The following is a 17969-nucleotide window of genomic DNA, read 5'->3' as shown; positions in this document are numbered from 1 at the left end:
CTGGCCGCGGCGCACGCGGCGGGGATCGTGCACCGCGACGTCAAGCCCGGCAACGTGCTGCTCGGCGACGACGGCACCGTCAAGATCACGGACTTCGGGATCTCCCGCGCCGGCCGGTGACGTGGCGGTGACCAAGTCGGGGACGCTCGCGGGAACGCTGGCCTACCTCGCGCCCGAACTGGCCCGCGGCGCGGAGCCCAACGCGGCGGCGGACATGTTCTCGTTCGGGGCGACCCTCTACGCGATGACCGAGGGGCAGCCGCCGTTCGGGCGTTCCGCCAACGAGTTCGGCCTGCTCTACAAGATCTCGACCGGCGACATCGCACCTCCTGAGCGGTCCGGTCCGCTGACGCCCCTGCTCACCGCGCTGCTGGCGATGGACCCCTCCGCCCGCCCCACCGCCGCGCAGACCGCGGAGGAGCTGGTGTCCGGCACGCCGCACGCGACGGTCGAGGTGCCGCGGCCACCGGGCGTGTCCACCAGGAAGCGGCGCTGGATCGCCGCGGTGGCGGCCGCCGTGGTGGTCGTGGTGACAGCCGTGACCGTGCTGGCGACGTACGTGTTCGACCGTGACCAGGCCTCCGGGTCGCCGGCGGCACGTCGACGCCGCCGGCCTCCTCGTCCCAGGTGCCCACGACCTTCACCACCGGGCAGGTGGACGAGTTCATCAAGCAGCACTTCGCCAAGCTGCCGAAGGACACCGCGGGCGCACGGAAGGACTGGGTTCCCGAGTTCCGGCCGCCCGAGAAGGACGACGATCAGTACTGGGGTGCGTACGAGGGGGTGTGGATCTACGGCGAGCCCGTGATCAGCAGCTCCGTCCTCGACTCGGACAGGTATGCCGCCGAGGTGGACCTGACGCTGCGCAAGCGGGGTGCGGCGGAGAAGGACGTGACGATCCGGCGCCACCGCCTGGACCTCCAGGTCAAGGACGGAAAACTGCTGATCGCCCACGCACGCGAGGTGGGTGACTGACGTTCCGTTCGGGCTGGTCAACGCCTGTCTCCGTCTTGACCGGTTCTGCAAGTCGTTGCAGGTGTGACCGGGAACGTTGTCAGGCCCGCAGGGGTGGCAGGTAAGTTGCCTCGTCATGCGAGCACTTCGCCGGTTCACCGTCCGAGCCAGCCTGCCGGAGCCCCTGTCCGCGCTGAGCACGCTCGCCACCAACCTGCGCTGGACGTGGCACCCGCCCACGCAGGACCTCTTCGCCTCGATCGACTCACGCGTCTGGTCAGAGGTGGGTGGCGACCCGTTGCGCCTGCTCTCCGTCGTCGACGCCGGGAAGCTGGAGTCACTCGCGAGAGATGAGCAGTTCCTGCTCAAACTCCACGCCCTCTCCTCCGACCTGGAGCGCTACGTCGAGGGGCCGCGCTGGTACCAGCGGCGCCAGGACGAGATCGCCCAGCGCCGCGAGCACGGCGCCACGAACGACACGCCGCTGCCCACGAGCGTCGCGTACTTCTCGATGGAGTTCGGCGTGCACGAGGCGCTGCCGAACTACTCGGGCGGTCTCGGCATCCTCGCCGGCGACCACCTCAAGGCGGCCTCCGACCTGGGCGTTCCGCTGATCGCAGTCGGCCTGCTCTACCGGTCCGGGTACTTCCGGCAGTCGCTGTCGCTCGACGGCTGGCAGCAGGAGCACTACCCGTCGCTCGACCCGCGCGGGCTGCCGCTGGAGCTGCTGACCGAGCCGTCCGGGCTGCCGTTGCTCGTGCACGTCGCCATGCCCGGTGACCGGATGCTGCGCGCGAAGATCTGGCGGGCGCGGGTCGGCCGTGTGCCGCTGCTGCTGCTCGACTCGGACGTGGAGCAGAACGACGAGGACCTGCGCGGCGTCACCGACAGGCTCTACGGCGGCGACCAGAACCACCGCATCCGCCAGGAGATCCTCGCCGGCATCGGCGGCGTGCGGGCCGTCCGGACGTTCTGCGAGCTCACCGGGCATCCGCAGCCCGAGGTGTTCCACACGAACGAGGGTCACGCCGGCTTCCTCGGCCTGGAGCGGATCCGCGAGTACATCACCAACGACGGCCTCGACTTCGACCAGGCGCTCACGGCCGCGCGCGCCGGTGCCGTGTTCACCACGCACACGCCCGTGCCCGCCGGTATCGACAGGTTCCCGGTCGACCTGGTGCAGCACTACTTCGGCGCCGAGAACCTCGTGCCCAGCGTGAACACCCAGCGCATCCTCGCGCTGGGCGCCGAGGACAACCCCGGCATGTTCAACATGGCCCACATGGGTCTGCGGCTCGCCCAGCGCGCGAACGGCGTGTCCAAACTGCACGGTGAGGTCAGCAGGGACATGTTCCGCGGCCTGTGGCCGGGCTTCGACGCCACCGAGGTGCCGATCGGCTCGGTCACCAACGGCGTGCACGGGCCGACCTGGGCGGCGACCGAGATGAGCAGGCTGCTCGGTGCGTCCGAAGCGGACAGCCACAACAGCAGCGGCCTCGGCCTCGGCGCGTTCGAGCCGGTCACCGACGCCGGTCTGTGGGAGCTGCGCAGCACCCTGCGCGGCCGGCTGGTCGACGAGGTGCGGCGCCGGCTGCGCGAGTCGTGGCTGCAGCGCGGCGCGTCGGCGCTGGAGCTGGGCTGGACCGACTCGGTGTTCGACCAGAACGTGCTGACCGTCGGGTTCGCCCGGCGCGTGCCGACGTACAAGCGCCTCACGCTGATGCTGCGCGACCCGGAGCGGCTGCGGTCTCTCCTCCTGCACCCCGAACGGCCCGTGCAGCTCGTGGTCGCCGGCAAGTCGCACCCGGCCGACGACGGCGGCAAGGCGCTGATCCAGCAGATCGTGCGTTACGCCGACGACGCGGGCGTGCGGCACCGGATCGTGTTCCTGCCGGACTACGACATGTCCATGGCCCGGTACCTGTACTGGGGCTGCGACGTGTGGCTCAACAACCCGATGCGCCCGCTGGAGGCGTGCGGCACGTCCGGCATGAAGGCCGCTTTGAACGGCGGCCTCAACCTGTCCATCCGTGACGGCTGGTGGGACGAGCTGTACGACGGCTCGAACGGCTGGGCCATCCCGACCGCGGACGGCGTCAGCGACCCGGTCCGCCGTGACGACCTCGAGGCCAACGCGCTGTACGACCTGCTCGGTTCGCAGGTCGCGCCGCTGTTCTACGACCGCGGCGAGGACGGCGTGCCGACCCGCTGGATGTCGATGGTCCGGCACACGCTGGCCTCGCTCGGCCCGGTCGTGCAGGCCTCCCGCATGGTTCGCGAGTACGTGGAGACCTACTACGCGCCGGCCGCCGCGTCCGCGAGCAACGTGGTCGGCGAGGGCTACCGGGGCGCGAAGGAGCTGTCCGCGTACCGGCACCGGCTGCGCGCGTCGTGGACGCGGGTGCGGGTGCTCGACAGCGACCTCGTGCTCGGCGGCTCGACGGTGCCGGTGCTGGGCGCGCCGGTCATCGTGCGGGCGCGGGTCGAGCTGGCGGGGCTGGAGCCGTCCGAAGTGGACGTTCAGGTCGTGCTCGGCAAGGTGTCCCACGACTCCGACGAGCTCAAGGACATCGTGACCGCCCCGATGAACTACGCGGGCAACGGCAACTACGAGGCAGAGGTGCCGCTGCCGCACGCAGGTGCGCTCGGCTACACCGTGCGCGTGCTGCCGCGTCACGGCCTGTTGGCGTCTCCCGCCGAACTCGGCAGGGTCGTTCTCGCCAGCTGACCTGCTACCGAGATCAACACAGGGCATCCAGTTCGCCTTCAAACGGCGGGCTGGATGCCCTGATGTGTTCGTCTTCTTTGTTTCCTGTTCACTGCTCGTGACCTGCTTCAGGCGCGTGTTCGATTCAGGGCCCCTCCCTCAATCGAATGAGTCCTTTTTCGGGTGGGTGAATTCGCGATCTCCGCTGGTAGGGGTCGGTGTGCAGGCTTACGCTCTGTCGCATGGAATGAACCGCACCTGAATTCCTGACCGGTATTTCGGCGCGGCTCCAGCGAAATTGCGCATTGAGGAAGAAGGTAGCCGTGAAGAAAACGATTACCGCACTCTCGCTCGTCGCAGCTCTGTTCACCGCTTCAACCATCCCGGCTGCCAGTGCGACGCCTGCCGCGCCAGAACTCCCAGCCGCCTGCGCCGGTCTCGTGACGGACCTCGCCGGGAAGCTCACGAAAGTCGTCAGCAGCCTGTTGCCCATTCCGAACGTGGCCGCCGTGACACCGTTGATCGGCGACCTGCTGAACCTCGTGACGGCGTTGCAGGGCTCCGGCTGTCTGCCGACACCGCCCGTGAGCGTGCCGGGTGTGCCGCTGCCCGCGAAGGCGGTCGAGTACAGCGGCCCGGTCGACCAGTGTCTGCCGGTCGTGCTGAACCTGATCTCGTCCATCGCCGGTCTCGGCGGCACGATCCTCGGCGCCGCGAGCGGCGGTCTGCCTGACGTCGGCAAACTCACCGGGATCCTGACGACGTTGCTCAAGACCGTCACCGACCTGCTGCAGAAGTGCGGTCTACCGGCACCTCCTGGTGGTCTGCCTGCGCTGCCCGTGCCGCTGCCGGTCGAGAAGGGCTGATCCGAACGCGGGGTGGGAAAGGGCCCGTCACCGGTCTCGGTGACGGGCCCTTTCCTTGTGCGCGTTGCGTAGTATTCCGTGTAATGCCGAATAAGCGTGGCGAGCTGCGCGGTCACCCGTTTGCCGTGGTTCAAGCCTTTTTTGAGAATGCACACCATGGTGCGACCGATTCGTTTTCGGCCCGAATGTGTGGTTAACCTGCAGGCACGGCCTGTTCGTGTACTGCACCCACGCAGAGCACGGACGTGCTGGACACGCAGCTCGTGGGGCCATCACGGTCACCGGGCCAGGCAACATCGGAGGCAATGGCAACAACGTCGGAATCAACACAACTGAGGTAACGGCAACAGCAACGGTGGCGGCGGCAACAACGTCGGCGCGGGAAACTCGGGCGGGAACGGCAGCAATTCTCCCGGTTTCCCCGGCTGAGTCGAACCGTTCGGTCAGCTGATCTTCCGGCCGGTGGTGGGGCAGACCGCCCGGCAGGCCTTCCCCGGATCAGCTGATCTCCAGACGGGCGCGGGTCGCCGCCACCCGTGGACTCCAGCCCGCGAGCTCGTGCGCTTCGGCCGCGAGCTCGCGGGCTTTCGCGTTGTTGCCGTCGGCCATCCACGCCCGCGCGATGGTGATCAGGTCGTCGGCGCGGCCCATCGCGTTCTCGCTCGACTCGGCGGAGTAGCCGGCGAGCTGCCTGGCCTTCGCGGTGTCGCCCTCGAGCAGCGCCATGACCGCCAGCGTCCCGTTCGCCCGGTGCTTCGGATATCCCGCCTCGTAGGCGTTGTTGAGCATGCTGCGGGCCGTCTTCAGCCCGGTCTCCGCGGGGAACTGCCCTGCCTCCACCGCCTGCACGGCGACCCCGGCCGTGGTGGCCATGACGAACGCCAGCTCGCGCGTGCCGAGGTCCTGCCGTCCGTTCAACCCGATCACCGTCTGCAGCGCTTCGAGGTACCGCTCGCGGGCGCACGCGGTCACGACCTTGAGCCCGACCACGGTGAGCAGGTCGGGGTGATCCCTCGCCAGCTCCTCGTGGATCCGCTCGGCCTCGTCGATGTCACCGCGGTGGTAGGCGTCCATGCCGGCGAGGACCCGCGGCCGCGCCTCCAGCTCGCCGAGCGGCCGGCCGGTCAGCTTCGGCAGGGTGAACACGAACCAGCCCAGGCTGGTGTGGCCCGGCCGCTCGATCGGCACGAGCTGCAGCAGGAAGCACGCCGTGGCGGCCGCCGCCATGCCCTTGCCGAACGCCGCACCGGTGGCGAGCCAGGTCGCCGCCGCGACCGCCGCGCAGAAGACGATCGAGAACGCCCCGGTCAGGACGGTCCGCCTGCGCACGCCCGGCTTCAGCCCGGTGATGCCGATGGTGGCGAGCACCGGGATGGTGCGCAGCACGATCCGCCGGTGCGTCCTGGTCCACGACTTGAGCTCGCCGCCGATGCCGATGATCACGTGCGTGATGCGGAGTCCGAAGAGGACGGCGCCGAGCGCAAGGCCCGCCTGCGCCGCGGTCAGTTCCAGCAGCAGGCCGACTAGCGCCCCGGCGAGGCCGGCATACCAGTCCGTGAGGGTCCAGGCGATCGTGCCGATCACGACCAGGGCCGTCACGACCCAGCGCACAACTGTCACGATCGACAGACGCTACCGGCGTGGCAGCGGTTCCACCGGCGAATGGTCACACCACGGCCTGCGAGCCGCCCTCCCTGACGGGCAGGCCCGCCGCGCGCCAGCCGCGGTATCCGCCGACGAGGTCCGTGGCGTTCGCCAGCCCGATCCGCTGCAGGTCACGAGCGGCGAGTGACGACGCCCAGCCCTCGTTGCACACCACGACGACCGTCGTGTCCGCGGTGAAACCCGGCAGCCGCCAGTCGCCTGCCGGGTCGAGCCGCCACTCCAGCACGATCCGCTCGACCACCACGGAGTTCTCGATCTCGCCCTCGGCCAGCCGGTTGTGGTGCGGCCGGATGTCCACGACCAGCGCGTCCTTCAGGCGGTGCAGCTCGTGTGGCTCCAGCCGTTTCAGGTGGGACCGCGCCTCTTCGAGGATGGTGTCGACGTTGCTCACGGGCCCTCCTGGTCGGCCAGCTGACGCAGTTCGGACAGCGGAAGGCGCTGCGCGGGCAGCGGCGGGATGGAATCGGGGATGTCGAGCAGCGACGCGTACTCGCGGGTCGGCACGAGCGGTGGCGAGTAGGCGTGCACGGTCGCGGCCGGTGCCTCGAACGGGTTCGTCACCTGGTGCGCCCGTCCCGCGCCGAAACCCAGCGCGTCGCCGGTCGTGCGGACCGCGGACCGGATCGGCCCGGCGGGGTAGCGGTAGTCCTCCCGGAGACTGCCGGTCAGCACGGTGAACGAGCCGGCGGAGCCACCGTGGTCGTGCGGCTCCGTGCCCTGGCCAGGCAGCCACGACAGCAGCCACAGCTCCACGCCCTCGGTCAGTCCCAGCCGCGCCCACCAGCGGCGTTCGGCCGAGTGGCCGAGGATCGAGAGCAGGCCCGTCGTCAGCTCGCCGGCCACGAACGAGGTCAGATCGCGCAGTTCGCGCGGCGTCCACAGAGATCGGGACGGGTGGATCACGTCACGCAGCAGCCGGCAGTCCAGCGCCGGGTGCAGGTCGAACTGATCTTGCCCAGGATCTTGCGCAGATTGATCTTGCACGGAAATGTTTTCGGCAAACGTCGAAGTCACCGGCTCGCTCCTGATGGCCACGTCGGTACGGGGTAGCAACCAAGACGCGACGCAGCGGCTCAGCGCATGCGTCGCGTCGAGCTACACCCGCACGACGCCACGAGCACGAGGTCGATCGTGCGGTCAGTCCAGCAATAGACCAGCACGCCGGTGATGGTGCCAGACGTTCTCGGAGAGTGGCTAGAGCGTCCACACCATGGTCTGTGGTCTTGACCAAAGATTGCGGAGACCGGCGCACAGGCCGTACGAACGTCAGTCATGGAGCTCAGTCGCCGCAAGGCGCTCGCACTCGGTGCCGCCGCGGCCCTCGCGCCCGGCACGGCTCAGGCGTCGTCGGTCCCGCCTGCGATCTTCTACTCGCCGCACCAGGACGACGAGTCGCTCGCCATGGCCGGGTCGATCCGCGAGCACAAGGAAGCCGGTCGCCGGATGATCCTGGTGTTGCTCTCCAGGGGTGAGAACGGCGGCTTGCTCGACATCATGAACGGCGTCGCGGACTGTCCACTCGGGCAGAACTGCCCCGGCGGTGGTTCGCACAGCTTCGGCCTCGTGCAGGACGACATCGTCCGGGGACGCACCGCGGAGTTCAAGGCCGCCGCTCAGCGCCTCGGCGTCGACCGCGTGGTCATCAGGGACCGGCCGGACTCGGCGTGGGGCGACTACGCCGGGTTCGTGCGGGAGGTGAGGGACACGATCCTCGAGTTCGAGGCGAGATACCCCGGTGCCTCGCACAAGCTGGTCAACGGCTACCGCGACGTGATCCACGGCCATCCGCCGGACGAACCGAACCTGACGCACAAGGCGTGCCGTGAGGCGGCGGAAGGGCTTCCGGGCCTCGATTTCCGCTTCTACTGGGTCTACGGCTACACGTACCCGCAGGACCAGCGCACGGCGGATTACGTGCTTCCGTTGTCCGACAAGCAGTTCGCGCGCAGGCGGCAGGCGTTGGCCGAGTACGGCCGCTGGGACCCGAGTCGCGGCAGGTACGCGCTCGGGTACCACAGCGTCGGACCGCTCATGATCGACCCAGCGGCTGCTGATCCGCACGAGTACATCGATCTGCCCGGTTCAGCGCGGTACACGGAGCAGTAGCAGCGAACGCCCTTCCACCGTCACTTTCGACCTGGGCAGGATGGCGGCAGGATCCGCGGGGGAGCCGTCCGTCGTCGTCGTGTCCAGGTACGGCTCGTACGAGGGCCCGTACCGCTCGTGCGGCAGCGTCACCGTGATCGCGTCCGCACCGGCGTGCATCAGCAACAGCCACGAGTCGTCCGACACGAGCTCGCCGTCCCGCGTGCGCGACAGGCAGTTCGAGCCGTCGATGAACATGCCGAGCGTGCGGCGGCCCTCGTCGAACCAGTCGGTCTCGGCCATCTCCTGCCCGTCCGGCCGGAACCACACCAGGTCCGGGTTGCCGCTGGGCGTCGTGCGGCCCTCGAAGAACTCCGGCTGCCGCAGAGCCGGGGAGCTCGCACGCAGGTCGATGAGTCGCTGGGTGAACCCGAGCAGGGCCTCGCCTGCGTCCGTGGTCGTCCAGTCGACCCACGACACCTTGTTGTCGAGGCAGTACGCGTTGTTGTTGCCGCCCTGGGTGCGCCACATCTCGTCGCCCGCGACCATCATCGGGGTGCCCGTCGACAACACGAGCGTCGCGAGCAGGTTCCTCGCCTGCTTCGCGCGAAGCTCGATGATGCCGGGATCGGTCGTCTCGCCCTCGGCCCCGCAGTTCCACGACCGGTTGTCGTTCGTGCCGTCGCGGTTGTTCTCGCCGTTCTCCTCGTTGTGCTTGTCGTTGTACGACACGAGATCGCGCAGCGTGAACCCGTCGTGCGCGGTGATGAAGTTGATCGACTGCCACGGCCGGCGCAGATCGTCCGCGTACAGGTCCGACGAGCCGGAGAGCCGGTACGCGAGATCCCGCACGGACGTGTGCCCGCGCCAGAAGTCGCGGACCGTGTCGCGGTAGCGCCCGTTCCACTCGGCCCACTGCACCCCGAAGTCGCCGACGCGGTACCCGTCGCCGGTCGCGTCCCACGGCTCCGCGATCAGCTTGGACCTGCACAGCACCGGGTCCGTGGTGATGGCCGTCAGGAGCGCCGAGTCGCGGTCGAAGAACCCGCCGTTCGGCCGCCCCATCGTCGACGCGAGGTCGAACCGGAACCCGTCGACGCCCATCTCGTCGGCCCAGTACCGCAGCGAGTCGGTGACCAGCCGCACGACCTGCGGCGATCCGGCGTCCAGCGTGTTGCCGCACCCGGTGATGTCGACGGTGCTGCCGCCACCCGCGTGCAGGTAGTAGCCGGGCGCGTCGAACCCGCGGAAGCAGAGCGTCGGCCCGTCCGGCCCGCCCTCGCACGTGTGGTTGTAGACGACGTCGATCAGCACCTCGATGTTCGCCGCGTGGAGTGCCGCGACCATCGTCCGGAACTCCTGGACCTCCCGGCCGGCTCACTCGCGTACGCCGCGTGCGGCGCGCAGTACCCGAGCGGCGAGTAACCCCAGTAGTTGCTCGCGTTCCTGCTCAGCAGCGACGGCTCGTCCTGGAACGCCTGCACGGGGAGGAGTTCCACGGTGGTGACGCCGAGCCGCGTGAGGTGCTCGATCGCCGCAGGATGCGCCAGCCCGAGGTACGTGCCGCGCAGCTTCTCCGGGATGTCCGGGTGGTTCTTCGTGAAGCCCTTGACGTGCATCTCGTAGATCACGGCTTCCTCGAACGGCACCTCGGGCTTCACCCCCGTGTCCGCGCCGCCCGGCGAGCTGACGACGCTGAGGGGCACGCTCCCGAGCGAGTCGACCGCGGACGGCGGCCCGTGCATCGGATCGCCCACGTACCCGAGCGCGGCCTCGAGGTCCGTGATCTTCCCCGTGATCTGCCGCGCGTACGGGTCGACCAGCAGCTTCGCCGGGTTGCACCGCAGCCCGCGCCCCGCGTTGTACGGCCCGTGCACGCGGAACCCGTACCGCTGCCCCGGCGTGACCCCCGGCACGAGCCCGTGCCACACGCCGAACGTTCGTTCGGTCAGCTCGACCCGCTTCTCGGTCCCGTCGTCGCCGATGAGACAGACCTCGACCGCATCAGCGACGTGTGACGTCACCGCGAACCGGACACCGCCTGCTTCGGCGTGTGCCCCCAGTGGGAACGGTCGGCCTGCCAGCACCTCGGACTCGGGTCGCGTAGCCATACCTCCGATCTTGGCATCCGGCACCGACAAAAAACTTGAGAGTTCACACAGGCGGCGCAGCGGGTCCACCCGACGCGTGGGACACCCCGATGGAGGACCCGTGCATGGCCGTTCGGAACAATGGAGGCGTGGCGGACGTCGACGTGACAGATCTGGTCGTGCACATGGCGGGCGTGTCGGTCCGTCGGGGGAAGAACGTGCTGGTCGGCAACATCGACTGGAGCGTGGAACTGGATGAGCGCTGGGTGGTCCTCGGCCCGAACGGAGCCGGCAAGACGACCCTGCTACGGCTCGCCAGCGCCGAGCTGCACCCGACCAAGGGCAAGGTCCACCTCCTGGGTGAACGCCTGGGCAAGACCGACGTCCAGGAGCTCAAGCCCCGCATCGGCCTGTGTTCAGCGGCGCTGAACGGGCGGGTCCCCGGCGACGAGAAGGTCGTCGACCTGGTCGTGTCCGCGGGCTACGCCGTGCTCGGCCGCTGGCGCGAGGCGTACGGCAAGCAGGACACCGACCGCGCCCGTGAGCTGCTCGGCACGCTCGGCATCGCTCACCTCGCCGATCGCCTGTACGGCACCCTCAGCGAGGGTGAACGCAAGCGCACGCTGATCGCCCGCGCGTTGATGACCGACCCCGAGATGCTGCTGCTCGACGAGCCCGCCGCGGGCCTCGACCTGGGCGGCCGCGAGGACCTCGTCGCGAAGCTGTCCGAGCTCGCCATGGACCCGGACGCGCCCGCGATGGTGCTGGTCACGCACCACGTCGAGGAGATTCCGCCCGGTTTCACCCATGCGCTGCTCCTGCGTGAGGGCTCGGTCGTCGCTCAAGGCCTGCTCGACGACGTCCTCACTGAGGAAAACCTCTCAAAGACGTTCGGTCAGGACCTCGAACTGCAAAAGTCGGGGGAGCGGTTCTTCGCCCGCCGAAAGGTCTGAGAACTGTGCTGGACTGCCGCTGCTCCGCAGACGGCGGCGAGTTCGCCGGGAAGTCGGCCGCCCGGCCGAATCGCCGGCACCGAATTGGGCTTCGCCGAATTCGGCACCGGCGGTTGACCGGACGACCGACGCGAACTCGCGACTACTGACGGGTAACGTACGGTCTGTCCGGTACCTCATCGAGGAGGATTGAGTGGCTGAGTTCGTCAGGCTGGAAGTCGAGGACGGGATCGGCACGATCCGGCTGGATCGGCCACCGATGAACGCCCTGAACCGGCAGGTGCAGACCGAGCTCCAGGCCGCAGCCAAGGAGGCGTCGGAGCGTTCGGACGTCTACGCGGTCATCGTCTACGGCGGCGAGAAGGTCTTCGCGGCCGGTGCGGACGTCAAGGAGTTCGCGCAGATCTCCCACGCGGAGATGACGCTGCGGGCCAAGAGCCTGTCCGACGCGCTCGGCGCCATCAGCACGATCCCGAAGCCGACCGTTGCCGCGATCACGGGGTACGCGCTGGGCGGCGGTTTCGAGGTCGCGCTCGGCTGCGATCGCCGCATCGCCGGCGACAACGCGAAGGTCGGCCAGCCCGAGATCCTGCTCGGCCTGATCCCCGGTGGTGGCGGCACGCAGCGCCTCACCAGGCTGATCGGCCCGTCGAAGACCAAGGACCTGCTCTACACCGGCCGGTTCGTCCGCGCCCAGGAGGCGCTGGAGATCGGCATGGTCGACGAGGTCGTCGCCCCTGACGACGTCTACGCGGCCGCGGTGCGGTGGGCCAAGCAGTTCGTCAACGGACCGGTGCTCGCGCTCGCCGCGACCAAGGCGGCCGTCGACGGCGGCCTCGACACCGACCTGGAGTCGGGCCTGAAGCTCGAGAGCCACCTCTTCGCGGCGCTGTTCGCGACGGAGGACAAGAAGGCCGGTGTCGAGTCGTTCATCGCGAACGGCCCAGGAAAGGCGAAGTTCAGTGGCAACTGATCCGGCCCCCAACCCGCACGCGACCGCGGAAGAGGTCGAGGCGGCGTACAAGGACGCCAAGCTCGCCAACGTGCTCTACCACGACTGGGAAGCGGGCACGTACGACGAGAAGTGGTCGATCTCCTACGACGACCGCTGCATCACCTACGCCGTCGACCGCTTCAAGGCCGTCGCGGGTGATGCCGGCCCGTACGAGCACGCTCTGGAACTGGGCTGCGGCACGGGCTTCTTCCTGCTGAACCTCATGCAGGGCGACGTGATCAAGAAGGGCTCGGTCACCGACCTCTCGCCCGGCATGGTCGAGGTCGCGCTGCGCAACGCCGAGCACCTCGGCCTGGACGTCGACGGCCGCGTCGCCGACGCCGAGCGGATCCCGTACGACGACAACACCTTCGACCTCGTCGTCGGCCACGCGGTGCTGCACCACATCCCGGACGTGGAGGCGGCGATGCGCGAGGTGCTGCGCGTTCTCAAGCCGGGCGGCAAGTTCGTGTTCGCGGGCGACCCGACGAACATCGGCAACTTCTACGCCCGCAAGCTCGGCCAGGCGACGTGGTGGCTCACCACCAACATCACCAAGGCCGTGCCGGCGCTCGGGGAGTGGCGCCGTCCGCAGGAGGAGCTCGACGAGTCCTCCCGCGCCGCCGCTCTCGAGGCCGTCGTCGACCTGCACACGTTCGACCCGGACCAGCTGGAGGCCACGGCCAGGCGCGCGGGTGCTGTTTCCGTTCGCGCGGTGACCGACGAGCTTTCCGCCGCGTTGTTCGGCTGGCCGGTGCGCACGTTCGAGTCCGCCGTACCGCGCGAGAAGCTGGGCTTCGGCTGGGCGATGTTCGCCTACCGCACGTGGCAGCAGCTCTCGTGGGTCGACCAGAACGTCTTCGCGAAGGTCCTGCCGCGCGAGGTGTTCTACAACGTGTCGATCACCGGCAAGAAGTCTTCCTGAGTTGGGGTACGCGTTCACCTCGGACGACGTGACGTTCCTGCGCTCTGCCGCCGGAATCGCCGCGCTCGCCGAGGTGGACGCGTTGCCTTTCTCGGACGCTTCTCGCCTGCACGACGTCGGCGTGGCCCGCAAGCTGCTCGGCTCGCGGTTCGCTCCTGTCGTGGAAACCGTGCTGTTGCGTCGCCGTGCGGTGTCCAAACTGGACTCTCCTGCGTCGTGGCTCTTCACCGATGACGCTCTCCAGCAGGCAACCGCCTCGGCTGTCGCTCGCCATCGCGCCCTGCGGTTCTCCGGCCGCGACGTTCACGACGTCACCTGCTCGATCGGCGCGGATCTCTTCGCCCTGAGCGCGGTTGCCTCCCGGTGCATCGGTTCGGACCTCGATCCGGTCCGGCTGGCCATGGCGCGCAACAACGTTCCTGGTCAGCTCGTCGTTCAGGCTGATGCGCTGCGGCCTGTTTCGCGGGCTTCCGCCGTCACCGCGGACCCTGCTCGCCGCGACTCGTCAGGCCGCCGCAAATGGCACCCCGCGGACTTCGTGCCGCCGCTCGACGAGCTGTCCGAGGTCTACGCGGGCGTCGATCTCGCGGTGAAGTGCGCTCCCGGCATCGACTTCGCGGTCGCGCCGTGGGCCGACGAGATCGAGGTCGTGTCGCTGGACGGCTCGGTCCGCGAAGCCTGCCTGTGGACGCGAGGCCTTGCCACCCCAGGGGTTTCGCGCCGTGCGACGGTCATTCACGGGGACTCCTCGTGGACCGTCACCGACCTGGAGCCCGACGACTGCCTGGTCGGCGCACCGGGCTCGTGGATCATCGACCCGGACGGCGCTGTCGTGCGCGCGGGCCTGGTGCGCCACTACGCGGCCCGGCATGGTCTCTGGCAGCTCGACGAACGCATCGCGTACCTGAGCGGCGACACGCCACCCGCGGGCATCCGGGCGTTCCGCGTGCTCGAACACGGCCACTACACCGAGAAGGCGCTCAAGGCCCTGCTGAAGACGCGCGGGATCGGCAGGCTGGAGATTCTGGTGCGCGGCCTGGACGTCGACCCGAACACTTTGCGCAAGCGCCTGAAGCTCTCCGGCCCTTCGGAAGCCACGGTCGTGCTCACTCGCGTCGGGTCAAGGCCGGTCTTCCTGCTTTGCCAGGCTGAGCGCACCTAGCACCAGGCCGAGCCGGGCCTCGTGGTGATCCGGCCGCAGCCGCTTGCCGTGGGTGAGGGTGGCGATGCCGTGCAGCGAGCTCCAGAAGACCTCGGTGAGCGTCTCCAGATCACGTTCACCCGCAACGGGTTCGACCGCGGCGACGAGCTCGCCGAACGCGTCGCGCAGCTCCTGCGGCGCTTCTCCTGTGCCCCAAGGGATGTCGACCTCCCGCACGAACATCGCGTCGTAGAGCGCGGGCCTTTCCCGTGCGAACTCGAGGTACGCCTCCGCGGCGGTCCGCAGCCGTGATTTGTGTTGTGTGGCACGGGCTTTGCGCAACTTCCTGGCCAGCTCGCCGCACCCCTGCACCGCGACCGCGCGCACGATCGCGTCCTTGCCCTTGAAGTGGCTGTAGAGCACCGGCTGGCTGTACTCGACCTTGTCGGCGAGCCTGCGCGTGGTGACCGCGTCCCAGCCTTCTTCCTCTGCCAGCTCGCGGGCGGCGTCGATGATCAGCTGGTGGCGTTCCGCGCGCTCGCGTTCGCGTCGGTTCTGGATGGTCACGCCGATGAATCTACACTGCTAGACATTCGAGCGCTTCTAATGTTAGCGTCGCTCCTGTCGCTAGCAGTGCTAGATTCTTACGGAGGTTGCAATGCGGTTGACCACGATCATGGCCTGGCTCGTCGTGCTGGCGGGGTTCTACTTCGGCCTGAGCTATCTGCTCAACGGCGACGGTGCGGCAGCGGGTTTCGGCATCGTGGACCCGGACGGCTACTACGTCGTGAAGGGCGTCCGTGACCTCGCGTACGCCTTGACCGCGCTGATCCTGCTGGTCATGGGGCACCGGCGAGCCCTGGGCTGGGTGGTCCTGGCTGACTCGATCATCCCGATCGGCGACTGCCTCGCGGTGATCACGCACGGCGGAACGGTGGGCTATGCGCTAGCGGTGCACGGTTCCGCGGCAGTGCTGGTGCTGTTCACCGCTGGGCTGTTGCTGCGGGACACAGCGCCCGTACAGCCTCAGCCAGCGCCGAGTCGTTGATCTCGCCCAGCAACAGCCCGGTCAGGACGTGAAACGCCCGCCGCAGCTCATCGGGATGCGTGGACAGCACGAGCGTCCCGGCGAACGCGTCGGCATCACGCAGGTCGTCCAGCCCTCGTCCCTGCACGGCGTTCACGCCCTCGTTCAAACAGTGCAACGACATCACGTGGTCGCGCATCCCGTTGATCATGTGGAGCGCCTGCCACACACGGCCCCGCGCGATGGCCGACCGCGCGTGCAGGCCGTGGAGCCAAGCGAGGCCGATGAGCTCGGCGCGGTCGGGCTGGCCCGACTGGGGCAACGAGTTGGCCTCGCCGAAGAGCAGCCGGAACGTGGGCCCGGTCGCGCCGAACTCGGTCGACGGCCAGAACGCGATGTCCACCTGCAGCGTCGAGCGCATCAGGAAGACCCGGAAGAGGACCGCCCCGCGCCGCACGTCGAGGTGGCTGACCGCGCCGCACGCGTACATCAGCGCGGTCCAGTCGGTGACCACCGCGTCCAGTTCGCGGTCGATCGACAGCGCGAAGTCGATGTCGGACCAACGGTCTTCCCTGCCGACGGCCACCGAACCGGTCAACGCCGCCCCGACCACGCGCGGGTCGGTGTCGGCGGCGTTGACGAGGTCGCGGCGCAGCTGGTCACGTTCTGAAACTGTGAACACCACCCAACTTTATTGGCCGCGGCTCGAGGGATCGACGCGGGCGAACCTGAGCAGGTCCACCATCGTGAACTGACCGGCGTTGCGGGACGGCAGCGTCGGCTTCCAGTTCGGCTGCTGCCTCAGGTACGACTCGGGATCGAGCTGAAGCAGCCCGATGAACACCTCGCCGACCAGCCGGGCACTCGCGCCCGCGAGCGAGATCCCGTCACCGAGCGTCTCGGCCTCGCGCAGCGTGTAGTACCAGAGCGGCGTGGAGCGGTCGAAGCCGAACTCTCTGAGCTCCGGGATGTTGTCCAGCACCGGGATGCCCATGGCTTTCGCGATCTCCTGCCCGGACGGCAGCGACCACGTGAGGTGCCTCAGCAGGTTGCGCTGGGGCAACGAGATCGGCGGCTGACCGTCCGCGATCGCCCCGAGCGGGAGCTTGAACAGCGGCGTCGAGATGTTCGTGTCGATCCGCTTGTTCGGCCGCACCTGGCCGTCCCCGAAGTCGAAGAACGTCTGCCACCCGATGAACCTCCGGCGCGCCCGCCGCCCGCCGCGCAGATCCACCGGATCGGCCTGTCCTTCGCCGGCCGGGTCGAAGATGAAGCCGAAGAACGGCTGGCCGTTGTCGCCAGCGAGGTTGGCCCGGTACGACGGCCGCACCATGCTGTGCCCGAACCGGTAGCAGGCGCCCTGGAACTCGACCGGCATGAAGTGCTGGCCCTGCGCCGGCCGGTAGTGGCGCCGGCCGTGCGCCAGGATGTCCTGCGTGATTCCGAAGCCGATGATCTGCGGCAGGAACTCGTGCACGATGATCCACTGGTAGTGCCACACGACGGTGCGCTGCGCGTCCGCGAACACCCGGTCCGCCGACGTGCCCTGTGCCCGGAGCCGGTCCACGACCCGGTTGTGCAACAACAGGAACGCCGCGTGCAGGCCCGCGATCATCAGGTTCTCGTCGTTGCGCGGATCGCCGATGATCGCGACCCCGTCGCTTCTGCGCGGCAGGTCCTCGAACAACCCGCCGTTCTCCACCCGGAACTTGGCGCGGTCGTTCGAGTCGTACAGCTGCGGTGACAGGGTAGGTCCGCCGCCGTACACAGAATCCAATGACAGCGTGGGGTTGCGTGTGTTCGGACTCTGTTCGGGCTCGGCAGGCACGGCGAGCCGGGAGTGCAGGTCGAACGTGAAGTCGTGGTCGATGAACTGCCCGAGGAACGTCGTTCCCGCGGTGTGGAAGGGGTTGTCGACGTTGCCCGGACTCAGCTCCGGGTTGGTGATCAGTCGGATCGGCCCTTCGTGCAACGGATCCTTGGCGTCGAGCGGTCCGCCCTGTGCGCCCATCGCACGCAACGCGTCCTGCACGCGTGGCGTGTTCTCGGCGAACGGGGGCAGCCCGCTGAACATCCGTCCGAAGAACCGGGGCGACGTGGCTGCGGCTTCGAAATCCGCAGCCACTCGCGCGGCGGCAGGGGAGGACGCCAGCGTTACCGCACCGGCGCCCGCGACGCCTCCCAGAAATCCACGTCTGGTGAGATTGCCCATGTCAGCGCAGTGTTCTGCAAGATCACTCGCCGCCGCACGGACGAAGAACCATGCAGGGGACGCGAATCTCTTACGCCACCGTCCACCTCAGCCGGGCTTGCGCACCAGGTTCGTGTACCCGGCCAACGCCAGCGTCGCCAGCCCCCACACCGCGATCTGCACCAGCCAGATCGCCGCGGTGAACGCCTGTCCCGCCCGTGCGGCGGTGTCCAGATCGCACCGCGCCCGCATCCCGGTCGTGCCCAGCGGCAGCCCGCGGTCCAGCCCGAGGCCCACGAGTTCCATTGTGGAACAAGGCACTCCGGCCGCGGCTGCCGAGCTGGTGACCCGCTCGGCGGCCAGGTGGCCGG

The 17969-nt window shown here is 68.9% G+C and carries 18 protein-coding genes and 2 pseudogenes; 11 read left to right on the top strand and 9 right to left on the bottom strand.

Annotated features, from left to right (window positions below; all coding sequences use genetic code 11):
- The first annotated feature begins 27 nt into the window (after positions 1-27).
- Positions 28-120 (top strand): protein kinase domain-containing protein, encoded by a 93-nt coding sequence (locus FXN61_RS56605; protein ID WP_376770785.1) that lies wholly within the window; start codon positions 28-30, stop codon positions 118-120.
- A 1-nt stretch (position 121) separates the two neighbouring features.
- Positions 122-364, top strand: a pseudogene (locus FXN61_RS56600) (protein kinase domain-containing protein); the annotation flags it as partial.
- Here FXN61_RS56600 and FXN61_RS53230 read toward each other — a convergent pair.
- Positions 298-678 carry a hypothetical protein gene (locus tag FXN61_RS53230; protein ID WP_246292389.1) on the bottom strand — a complete coding sequence of 127 codons (381 nt, stop codon included), beginning with the start codon at positions 676-678 and terminating at the stop codon, positions 298-300. The pseudogene FXN61_RS56600 and the gene FXN61_RS53230 sit on opposite strands and share 67 nt — an antisense overlap.
- Between FXN61_RS53230 and FXN61_RS53225 the strand changes: the two genes are divergently transcribed.
- From FXN61_RS53225 to FXN61_RS34935, 3 genes are all read left to right on the top strand, one after another.
- A complete protein-coding gene (locus FXN61_RS53225) occupies positions 655-975 on the top strand; it encodes a hypothetical protein (RefSeq protein ID WP_246292388.1) in 321 nt (106 codons plus the stop codon). The two genes, FXN61_RS53230 and FXN61_RS53225, sit on opposite strands and share 24 nt — an antisense overlap.
- A 115-nt stretch (positions 976-1090) precedes the next feature.
- The gene (gene glgP / locus FXN61_RS34940; protein WP_167978218.1) at positions 1091-3682 is read left to right on the top strand and encodes an alpha-glucan family phosphorylase; all 2592 of its coding nucleotides are present in this window, start codon (positions 1091-1093) and stop codon (positions 3680-3682) included.
- 302 nt (positions 3683-3984) lie between these two features.
- Entirely contained in the window at positions 3985-4527 is a 543-nt protein-coding gene (locus FXN61_RS34935; protein WP_167978217.1) for a hypothetical protein, read from the top strand.
- Between the two features lie 498 nt (positions 4528-5025).
- On the opposite strand, the gene FXN61_RS34930 is transcribed toward FXN61_RS34935, so the two are convergent.
- The 3 genes from FXN61_RS34930 to FXN61_RS34920 are packed head-to-tail and all read right to left on the bottom strand — an operon-like array spanning position 5026 to position 7176.
- Positions 5026-6147, bottom strand: coding sequence for a hypothetical protein (locus FXN61_RS34930; RefSeq protein ID WP_167978216.1), 1122 nt, complete (start codon positions 6145-6147; stop codon positions 5026-5028).
- A gap of 46 nt (positions 6148-6193) precedes the next feature.
- Entirely contained in the window at positions 6194-6583 is a 390-nt protein-coding gene (locus tag FXN61_RS34925) for a rhodanese-like domain-containing protein (RefSeq protein WP_167978215.1), read from the bottom strand.
- Positions 6580-7176: a cysteine dioxygenase gene (locus FXN61_RS34920; protein ID WP_167978220.1), complete on the bottom strand. Its 597-nt coding sequence runs from the start codon at positions 7174-7176 to the stop codon at positions 6580-6582. The genes FXN61_RS34925 and FXN61_RS34920 overlap by 4 nt, the downstream gene beginning before the upstream one ends.
- Positions 7177-7464: 288 nt before the next feature.
- Between FXN61_RS34920 and FXN61_RS34915 the strand changes: the two genes are divergently transcribed.
- Complete coding sequence (locus FXN61_RS34915) at positions 7465-8298, top strand: PIG-L deacetylase family protein (RefSeq protein ID WP_167978214.1); 834 nt, start codon at positions 7465-7467, stop codon at positions 8296-8298.
- On the opposite strand, the pseudogene glgX reads toward FXN61_RS34915, so the two are convergent.
- Positions 8275-10388: pseudogene (gene glgX / locus FXN61_RS34910) on the bottom strand (glycogen debranching protein GlgX). The gene FXN61_RS34915 and the pseudogene glgX sit on opposite strands and share 24 nt — an antisense overlap.
- Before the next feature lie 104 nt (positions 10389-10492).
- Between glgX and FXN61_RS34905 the strand changes: the two are divergent.
- The 4 genes from FXN61_RS34905 (at position 10493) to FXN61_RS34890 (ending at position 14401) form a co-directional block, all read left to right on the top strand.
- A complete protein-coding gene (locus FXN61_RS34905) occupies positions 10493-11320 on the top strand; it encodes an ABC transporter ATP-binding protein (protein WP_167978213.1) in 828 nt (275 codons plus the stop codon).
- Positions 11321-11513: 193 nt separating this feature from the next.
- A complete protein-coding gene (locus FXN61_RS34900) occupies positions 11514-12293 on the top strand; it encodes an enoyl-CoA hydratase/isomerase family protein (RefSeq protein WP_167978212.1) in 780 nt (259 codons plus the stop codon).
- Positions 12283-13239: a class I SAM-dependent methyltransferase gene (locus FXN61_RS34895; protein ID WP_167978211.1), complete on the top strand. Its 957-nt coding sequence runs from the start codon at positions 12283-12285 to the stop codon at positions 13237-13239. Before FXN61_RS34900 ends, FXN61_RS34895 begins: the two co-directional genes overlap by 11 nt.
- Before the next feature lies 1 nt (position 13240).
- On the top strand, positions 13241-14401 hold the full coding sequence (locus FXN61_RS34890) for a THUMP-like domain-containing protein (protein WP_167978210.1): 1161 nt from the start codon (positions 13241-13243) through the stop codon (positions 14399-14401).
- Here FXN61_RS34890 and FXN61_RS34885 read toward each other — a convergent pair.
- Positions 14360-14947, bottom strand: a complete 588-nt coding sequence (locus FXN61_RS34885; protein ID WP_167978209.1) for a TetR/AcrR family transcriptional regulator — start codon at positions 14945-14947, stop codon at positions 14360-14362. The two genes, FXN61_RS34890 and FXN61_RS34885, sit on opposite strands and share 42 nt — an antisense overlap.
- 91 nt (positions 14948-15038) lie before the next feature.
- On the opposite strand from FXN61_RS34885, the gene FXN61_RS34880 reads away from it, so the two are divergent.
- Entirely contained in the window at positions 15039-15428 is a 390-nt protein-coding gene (locus FXN61_RS34880; RefSeq protein WP_167978208.1) for a DUF4267 domain-containing protein, read from the top strand.
- On the opposite strand, the gene FXN61_RS34875 is transcribed toward FXN61_RS34880, so the two are convergent.
- From FXN61_RS34875 to FXN61_RS34865, 3 genes are all read right to left on the bottom strand, one after another.
- A complete protein-coding gene (locus FXN61_RS34875; RefSeq protein ID WP_167978207.1) occupies positions 15364-16089 on the bottom strand; it encodes a nucleotidyltransferase domain-containing protein in 726 nt (241 codons plus the stop codon). The genes FXN61_RS34880 and FXN61_RS34875 overlap by 65 nt on opposite strands.
- Positions 16090-16098: 9 nt before the next feature.
- Complete coding sequence (locus tag FXN61_RS34870; RefSeq protein WP_167978206.1) at positions 16099-17619, bottom strand: peroxidase family protein; 1521 nt, start codon at positions 17617-17619, stop codon at positions 16099-16101.
- A gap of 87 nt (positions 17620-17706) precedes the next feature.
- The coding region (locus FXN61_RS34865; protein ID WP_223165726.1) for a hypothetical protein at positions 17707-17969 on the bottom strand (263 nt) is incomplete at its 5' end.

Source organism: Lentzea indica (assembly GCF_012184385.1).
Lineage (GTDB): Bacteria > Actinomycetota > Actinomycetes > Mycobacteriales > Pseudonocardiaceae > Lentzea > Lentzea indica.
This window is presented reverse-complemented; position numbering and strand designations above follow the sequence as displayed.